Below are 7,890 nucleotides of genomic sequence, written 5' to 3'. Positions count from 1 at the left end.
ACAGTATGCATTCGCGAGCAGGCTCGCTCCCACAGGGTTTTGTGTCTGACAGATGAGCCCAGTGCGGCTCATCTGTCGGTCAATTTGGCCGGAATGCGCGCTGTACAGCCTCCGTCGGCTGGTTAAGATCCCTTCATCCATTTTCAGCCCCAGAGGTTTTCATGCGCTTTTCCGATCTGCTCGACGCCGTCCGCCGTCAGCCGCTGGACCTGTCTATCCCGGCCGGATGGGCGCAGGGGCGAGCCAGCTTTGGTGGCCTGGTGGCCGCTTTGCAGTACGAAGCCATGCGCGCGAAGGTGCCAGAGGATCGCCCGGTGCGTTCGCTGGCGATCACCTTCGTCGGTCCGGTCGAACCGGAAGTGCCGGTCAGTTTTGAAGTCGATGTGCTGCGCGAAGGCAAGGCGGTGATCCAGGTGCTCGGCCGAGCCTTGCAAAAGGGGCAGGTCGTGACCCTGATCCAGGGCAGCTTCGGCGCCTCGAGATCTTCCGAGGTCGCTGTTTCAGCGCACCCGGCACCGGAGATGAAGCACTGGGACGATTGCCAGGAATTGCCCTTCATCGAAGGCGTCATTCCGGAATTCATGCGGCATCTGGCGATGCGCTGGAGTGTCGGCGGGTTGCCGTTCACCGGTAATACCTCGCGCCAGATGGGCGGCTGGGTACGGTTGCGCGGCGATGTGAAGGAAGAGGCGGTCAGCGAGGCGCACATCCTGGCACTGGTGGATGCTTGGCCACCGGCAGTGATGCCGTTTCTGAAGAAACCGGCCATGGGCAGCACCCTGACCTGGACTATCGAGTTCGTCCAGCCATTGCTTGAGCTGAGCACGCTGGACTGGTGCAAGTACCTCGTCGAAACCGAACACGCCGCCGACGGCTACGGCCATGCGGCGGCGAAGTTGTGGGACGTGGAAGGGCGATTGATTGCCATGAGCCGGCAGACGGTCACCGTCTTTGCCTGATTAAAAGCTGCTGATCAATGACGGCGGTGGCGCTCACGCCAGGCGCGCCACCAGCCACCACTGAGGAAGAATCGCGGAAAGGTCAGGAACTGTTCGACCATCAGGCGCGATACCGCGTCTTTACGATCGCTGAACGGCTCCGAGGCTTGCGCTTCCAGGCTGTGACCGTGGCGTTGCAAACCCAGCGCCGCAATCACACCGATGACACCGATGGCGATGTTCGCCAGGTTCAGGCCGAACACCCCGGAAACAATCAACAGAAAGGCCACGATGAACAGAGGCACCGCAATCAGGTGCAACACCAGGTTGGTCGGGTGCTGGTGGTTGTTCGGGTAGGCACGCCATTGCCAGGCGGGAAGGTTGGGATGACGTTTGCCCATGATGCTGATCCTCAAATCCATGTTGAACACATGATTGAAGAATAGGCCCGGTGAATGCAGGCGGCGAATCAAGGTTGGCTATCGATGTGATAGGGGCCATGGTCAATGTTGATGTTGTCTGGGCTGACGCCTTCGCGAGCAGGCTCGCTCCCACAGTTGATCGCATTCCAATGTGGGAGCGAGCCTGCTCGCGAAGAGTCCCTTAAAGCTTCAACTGTCCTATCGCCTTGCTCAACTCCCCAGCCAACGCCGCCAACTCATTGCTGGTGGTCGCCGAACCGACCGTCTGTTGCACTGTGTTCTCGGTGACATCACGGATGCTCACCACGGCCCGGTTCATCTCTTCCGCCACCTGGCTCTGCTGCTCGGCCGCCACCGCAATCTGCGTGTTGCTTTCCCGCATTTGCGCCACTGCCCCGGTGATCTGAGCCAGCGCCTCGCCGGCCTCTTGCGCCTGTTGCACGCAATCATCGGCCTTGAATGAACTCTCCTGCATGAAATCCACCGCGTCCCGTGTTCCGGCCTGTAACGCGGACACCATCACAGTGATTTCGTCGGTGGAGGTTTGCACGCGCTTGGCCAGGTTGCGTACCTCATCGGCGACCACGGCAAATCCACGACCCATTTCACCGGCACGGGCCGCTTCAATCGCCGCGTTGAGTGCCAGCAGATTGGTCTGCTCGGCAATGCTGTGAATGACATTGACCACGCCGTTGATTTTCTGGCTGTCTTCGGCGAGGCGCTGAATCATCTCGGCCGTCTGCTGCACCCCGGTGGATAACCCGGCAATCGAACTCTGTACGCGCATGACCACTGCCTGCCCGCTGCCGGCCAAGGTATCGGCGGATTGCGACAGGTCACGGGTGGCGCCGGCGTGCTGGGCGATGTGGTGGACGGTGGCTGTCATTTCATTGATCGCCGTGGCCACCTGATCGGTTTCGCTCTGCTGGCCGAGCATGCCGTGGCGCACTTCATTCATGCTCGACGCCAACCGCGCGGCGCCGTCATCCAGCTGACGGGCAGTGTTGGCCACGGTATTGACCACCCGCTGATAGCCGGCCTGCATGGCGTTGAAGGCATTGGCCATCTGCCCGACTTCGTCGTTGCACGCCAAGGGAACGCGGGCTGTCAGGTCGCCGGTCTTTTCGACGTGAAGCATCACATCTTTCAAGGTGTTGAGCTGGCTGAGCAGGAAACGGATCAACAATTGCGAGGCCCCAAGCATCGCCAGCATCAGGATGAACACCGCCGCCGCATAGTGAGCAAAACGTTCACCGAACATCTGGCCAAGGCTCGGGCCATGGGCGATCACCGCGACCTGCTGTCCGTCTGTACGGGTGAACACCTCGGCGCCAAGCAATGGGTTATCACCGAACAGCGGCATGGGATTGATATCGACCCAGCCAGTTACATGGGTCAGTTCCGGTAGTGGCTGGCCGTTGAGTGTCGGCGCCTGGCCGCGATTGAAGGTCAGCAGGTTTTCGGCTTTTGGCAGGGGTTGCCCGACAGGCCAGGCGCTGAGCAAGCGTGCCTGAGCCTGGGCCGATGCCTGGGCGGCGTGGCTGCGGGTCTGGTGTTCGAGCTGCACGGCGTACAGCACCAGCAGCAGGGTGGTGACGAAGGCGACGGCATTCACTGCCCAGAATTTGTATTTCAGCGAGATATTGCTAAGCCAGGCACCCATGGAGGTCTTCTCTGATAGCGGAAACAGTTTTGGCAAGGTGCCAGCATTGTGCCGCTACTCAGGCGTTGAGGTCTTGATATGGGTCAATGTGGGAGCTGTGTTTACTGGGGAATGGTGGGCAAATCGTAGAATGCTCGGGCGCAGGCGGTGGTATGCGCCGCCAGGTCTTCCTGGGTCTCCCTCCGATGCAACGCCACCTCACGCAACACTTCCGTCAGGAAGGCCGGCTCATTGCGACCATTCTTCGGCTTGGGACGCAAACTGCGCGGTAGCAGGTAAGGCGCATCGCTTTCCAGCATCAGGCGCCCGCGCTTGATCTCTTTAACCAACGGATGCAAATGAGTACCCCGGCGTTCATCACAGATCCAGCCGGTGATGCCAATGTGCAGGTCCATGTCGAGGTAGCTGAACAGCGCCTTCTTTTCCCCGGTGAAGCAGTGCACGACCGCGGCGGGCAATTGGTCGCGGTAGTCGCGCAGGATCTCCAGCAGACGCTGACTGGCATCGCGCTCGTGCAGGAACACCGGCATTTGCAACTCGACCGCCAGCGCCAGGTGCTCTTCGAGGACCTTCTCCTGCTGAGGGCGCGGCGAGAAATCGCGGTTGAAATCCAAACCGCATTCACCCACGGCAACCACGTTCGACTCCTTGAGCAGGCTGCGCAGGCGGCGGGCGCTGTCAGGGTTCCAGTCGCTGGCGGCGTGGGGGTGAATACCGGCGGTGGCGAACAGTCGTTGCGCACTTTCATCCAGTTGGCGGCACAGCTCCAGCGCCTGCTCGCTGCCTTCGACATTGGTGCCGGTCAGCACCAATTGGCAGACCCCGGCGGCATAGGCGCGGTCGAGAACGGCCTGGTGTTTGTCGGCAAAGCTGGAGTTGGTCAGGTTGACGCCGATATCGATGAGTTGCATGGTGCTACCTCGGACTCAAGGCCGGAAAGCATATCAGAGCCGTAGATTTATAAGAAAAACCAAGAACTACAACGAGTTATCGCTGTCTTCTGAGTCGCGACCCTGGGCCACGATCTTGATCCGCGTGACGGACAGGATGGTCAAGGTGCCATCACTGTGCCAGTCTTTCGCACTTTTTCAGCGCTTCAGGCGCCCGTTTCAGTCATTTGATGGCATGAAAATAGTCATGCAGTCGACCCGAATGCTTTCCGGAGAGTGGATGACTCGTCCCTCGGTTTTGCTACTGCTGTGTTGTTCGCTGCTGCTGCCGATGTCGGCGGCTGCGCGGCTGCCCGGGCCGTTGCAAGCCGTGCCGGCGGCCAAGGTGCGCGACCTGACGGACATCCGCAGCAGTCGCGTGCTGCGGGTACTGGTCAACCAGAGCCGCAACAGCTCCGGTGAAGTCCAGGGCCAGGCCATCGGTGTCGAATACCACCGCTTGCGCGCCTTCGAGCAATACCTTAATGGTCACGCCCGTGACGGTCAGGACATCACCCTCAAGATCATCCCCAAGGCCAAGGATCAACTGCTCGGCGCGTTGCAACGCGGGGAGGGCGATCTGGTGGCGCCCGGGGAACTGCTCGACCTGCGAGCGGGCTTCGCCGTCAGTACCAGCGAGCCGATTGCCAGTAACATTCCGCTGGTGCTGGTGGGGATCAAGGGCGAACGCCGTTACACCCGACTCGAACAACTCTCAGGCAAAACCCTGGCCTTGCCCACGGGTAGCGCTGCCGGAGATGCCGTCAGCCAGATCAATCAGAAGCTCGCCCTGCACAAGCTGCCGCCGGTGACGATCGAGTGGGTTGACCCAAGCCTGGCGGTCGAGGATGTGCTGGAGATGGTCCAGGGCGGAATCTTTCACCTGACCATTGTTGAACAGCCGATTGCCGAGCGCTGGGGCAAGATCCTGCCGAAGTTGCGTTTCGATAAGCAGGTACTGATCAGCGAACCGGGGGAGGAATACTGGTTCGTACGCCGCGACGCGACGATGCTGCGGGCCAGCATTGACCGGTTCCTCGATGGCTACAAGAAGCCATCTGACCAGGACGCCGCTTTCCTGCGGATCTATCGACGTCTCTACCAAGTGCACTATCCCTTGGCCAAGGCCGATCGTCAGCGCCTGGAAAAGCTGCGGCCAGTGCTGCAGAAACATGCCGACGCCCAAGGCATGGACTGGCTTAACCTGGCGGCGCTGGCATTCAAGGAATCCGGACTGCAACCCAAGGCGCGCAGCGGCGGAGCCCCGACCGGCCTGATGCAGATCACGCCGTCCGCGGCCCAGCGCGTGGGGGTCAGCAATATCCAGGATCTCGATGCCAATGTGCAGGCCGGGGCCAAATACCTGGCGATGATTCGGCGCAAGTTCTTCGCCAGCCCCAAGCTCAACGAGCGCGAGCGCATGGCATTCGTGTTGGCGGCGTACAACATCGGGCCTGAGCGGGTGCAAGGGATGCGCGCCGAGGCACGGCGCCGGGGCTTGAATCCGAACCAGTGGTTTTTCCAGGTCGAGCGCATCGCCATGGAACAGGTGGGAATGGGACCTGTCAGCTATGTTAATAGCGTGAACAAGTACTACTTGGCGTTCGATCGGGAGCGGGAGTCGTTGGAGCCCCAGGGGCAGAAGGTTGCCCTGCGTAAATGATCGAATAAACTGAAGTGTTACAGCGGTTTTTTGCGCTTTAACTATGATGTTTACTGATTAATATGGCGACCAACCCAAACACTCTCACAATGGATGAATCAACATGAGCACACTGATCAACAAGGTTCTGTCTACCCGCGCTGGCTACGGCCTGACTGTTTTGCGAATTATCGTCGGTATCATCTTCGCTGCCCACGGTTCGCAGAAACTCTTCGGGGCATTCGGCGGCTACGGCCTGGCGGGCACCGCGCAGTACATGGAAAGCATCGGACTTGCACCGGGCTACCTGATGGCAACGCTGGCGGGCGGTACCGAGTTCTTCGCCGGCCTGGCCCTGATCATCGGCCTGCTGGTTCGCCCGGCGGCGCTGGGTCTGACCTTCCTGTCGCTGGTGGCGATCTTCTCGGTGCACATCAGTAACGGATTGTTCATGGCTAACAACGGCTATGAGTTCGCCCTGGCCCTGCTCGGAGGCAGCATCGCGGTGTTGATCGAAGGCGCTGGCAAACTCTCGGCCGACCGTGCCATCGCGGGTTGACGAACCTTTCTCGCTTTGCGACCTCAAAGCTTCATACCCCTTGGAAAAACGAGGCACGCTATGACAGCGAATACCAGAGGCAAGGAAGTTAACGGTCATCGGACCCCACGTTTCACACTGCCAGCCCTGGTGTTCGGGCTCTTGCTCACACCACTGGCCATGGCCGGTGATGGTGAAGCGGCGGTCGGCGGTGGACTTGGCGGGGCACTGGGCAATGTCGTCGGCGGACAACTGGGCGGCAGTACTGGCGCTGCGATTGGCGCCGGTGTCGGCGGCGCGGCCGGTAGCGCGGTCGGCGCGAACAAAGGCAGTCGCACAGAAGCGGCGATTGGCGGTGGCCTGGGCTCGGCAAGTGGTTCAGTGATCGGCAACAGCATTGGCGGGAAAACCGGATCGACCATTGGTGCTGGTCTCGGTGGCGCTGCGGGTGGTGCGGTTGGCAACAGCATTGGCGACGACAATGACCATGACAGCTCCCATTCCGGTGGTGGCCATAAACATAAGCACAAGCACAAAAACAAGCATCATTGATGTCGGTTGAGCCCGACAGCAGAAAACCCGGCCTGGTGCCGGGTTTTTCTGTTTGTGCTTGTAGGGTTTAGAGGTCAGAAAGGATGATTTATATTTTTCTGACAATGATGCTCTGGCCAATAGTAGCGACAAAAGTCATCGGTATTATTCCGAGATGTCCGAATCGAACCATTTCATGAAGAACTCTTGCTGTAATTGAGGGTCGTTTGTGAGGTTGTTTTCTTCATAATCGAAAATATTGACTATGTCACCTCTCAAGGCATGTTTGCCCATTGTAAGTTCATATGCCTTTACACCCATTGTCATTTGTGAGGACATACTGGATGGGTGCACATTTATTTTTGCACCTTTACATAAGAAGGTTATATCGGGATGATCCTTTCGTAAGTGTCCGAAGCACTTATAAAAGTCGTCCCCAATGTAAGAGTTTTGATACCCATCTTCCATGATAAAGGTAATGCTTAATGGAGCTGAATTGCAGAAAAGCTCAGCCCTTTGGCGCTTTTTGTCTTTGATTATTGTGATTTCCACACGATCCATTTTTTATTTCCTATTCGGATTTAAAATGCTGTAATTACCATCTCGGCCGTTAGCACTAATTGGTGTGGCGCCGAGAATGTCCTCTTTTCTTATTCCTCCCTGAATCGCGATTTCCTTTTCACTAGAGAATTTGTATTTTTTTCCTAGCTCGCTAATCAAGTCTCTGCCTGGAATCATACGGATCGTGTATAGAAATCCACCTCGCGTGTTGAACCCCGTTGCAAAATCAATTCCGACTTCTCTTTTAGGGCTAGTGCTTACAAAATTGCTCTTAGGATTGTTACTGTCAAGGGAGTGGAGCAATAAATCGTTGCTGGTGCCTTTGGGTTTAAATCCCTGCTCAAATATCATGTCTGGGTGCTTTTCATCCCCGCGGTATAAATATTTTTCCTCCGGATAAATAGGGAGCTGAGCATCCCCCTGATCGACCTTCGCCGTACTCGCCGGATCCTGCGCTCCACCTGCCGGTTTTCTACACCCATCCCTACCCGGACAACTCCCACTCAACCCCAACGGATCCACCCACCCCGTCGGATTGTGCGTGTACTGGTAGGCATTCAACCCACCCGCCAATTTCACCGGATCCGGCGTCAGGTAGCGGCCGCTGCCCGGTTGGTAGTAGCGGTGGCGGTTGTAGTGCAGGCCGCTTTCGGTGTCGAAGTATTG

9 protein-coding genes are annotated in these 7,890 nt (G+C 58.3%); 4 read left to right on the top strand and 5 right to left on the bottom strand.

The features are described from left to right. Window positions 1–161: 161 nt before the first annotated feature. On the top strand, window positions 162–959 hold the full coding sequence (locus ACSFE6_RS30215) for an acyl-CoA thioesterase (protein ID WP_435431037.1): 798 nt from the start codon (window positions 162–164) through the stop codon (window positions 957–959). 14 nt (window positions 960–973) lie between these two features. On the opposite strand, the gene ACSFE6_RS30210 is transcribed toward ACSFE6_RS30215, so the two are convergent. The 3 genes from ACSFE6_RS30210 to ACSFE6_RS30200 form a co-directional block, all read right to left on the bottom strand. Then, window positions 974–1,339: a terminase gene (locus ACSFE6_RS30210; protein WP_435431036.1), complete on the bottom strand. Its 366-nt coding sequence runs from the start codon at window positions 1,337–1,339 to the stop codon at window positions 974–976. A 202-nt stretch (window positions 1,340–1,541) separates the two neighbouring features. Beyond that, complete coding sequence (locus tag ACSFE6_RS30205) at window positions 1,542–3,023, bottom strand: methyl-accepting chemotaxis protein (RefSeq protein ID WP_435431035.1); 1,482 nt, start codon at window positions 3,021–3,023, stop codon at window positions 1,542–1,544. A gap of 101 nt (window positions 3,024–3,124) precedes the next feature. Further along, window positions 3,125–3,934 carry a TatD family hydrolase gene (locus tag ACSFE6_RS30200; RefSeq protein WP_435431034.1) on the bottom strand — a complete coding sequence of 270 codons (810 nt, stop codon included), beginning with the start codon at window positions 3,932–3,934 and terminating at the stop codon, window positions 3,125–3,127. 259 nt (window positions 3,935–4,193) lie between these two features. On the opposite strand from ACSFE6_RS30200, the gene ACSFE6_RS30195 reads away from it, so the two are divergent. The 3 genes from ACSFE6_RS30195 (at window position 4,194) to ACSFE6_RS30185 (ending at window position 6,684) form a co-directional block, all read left to right on the top strand. Then, a complete protein-coding gene (locus tag ACSFE6_RS30195) occupies window positions 4,194–5,615 on the top strand; it encodes a transglycosylase SLT domain-containing protein (protein ID WP_435431033.1) in 1,422 nt (473 codons plus the stop codon). 103 nt (window positions 5,616–5,718) lie between these two features. Next, window positions 5,719–6,153, top strand: a complete 435-nt coding sequence (locus ACSFE6_RS30190) for a DoxX family protein (RefSeq protein ID WP_435431032.1) — start codon at window positions 5,719–5,721, stop codon at window positions 6,151–6,153. A gap of 60 nt (window positions 6,154–6,213) precedes the next feature. Continuing rightward, a complete protein-coding gene (locus ACSFE6_RS30185; RefSeq protein ID WP_435431031.1) occupies window positions 6,214–6,684 on the top strand; it encodes a glycine zipper domain-containing protein in 471 nt (156 codons plus the stop codon). Between the two features lie 144 nt (window positions 6,685–6,828). Here ACSFE6_RS30185 and ACSFE6_RS30180 read toward each other — a convergent pair whose 3' ends face one another. Together ACSFE6_RS30180 and ACSFE6_RS30175 are read right to left on the bottom strand one after the other, a co-directional pair. Next, window positions 6,829–7,224, bottom strand: a complete 396-nt coding sequence (locus ACSFE6_RS30180; RefSeq protein ID WP_435431030.1) for a hypothetical protein — start codon at window positions 7,222–7,224, stop codon at window positions 6,829–6,831. 3 nt (window positions 7,225–7,227) lie between these two features. Next, a partial coding sequence (locus ACSFE6_RS30175; RefSeq protein ID WP_435431029.1) for an RHS repeat-associated core domain-containing protein occupies window positions 7,228–7,890 on the bottom strand: 663 nt, incomplete at its 5' end.

The organism is Pseudomonas baetica (genome assembly GCF_051216495.1).
Lineage (GTDB): Bacteria > Pseudomonadota > Gammaproteobacteria > Pseudomonadales > Pseudomonadaceae > Aquipseudomonas > Aquipseudomonas baetica_B.
Note: the sequence above shows the minus strand (reverse complement) of the source record. Positions and strands in the feature narration are given on the sequence as shown.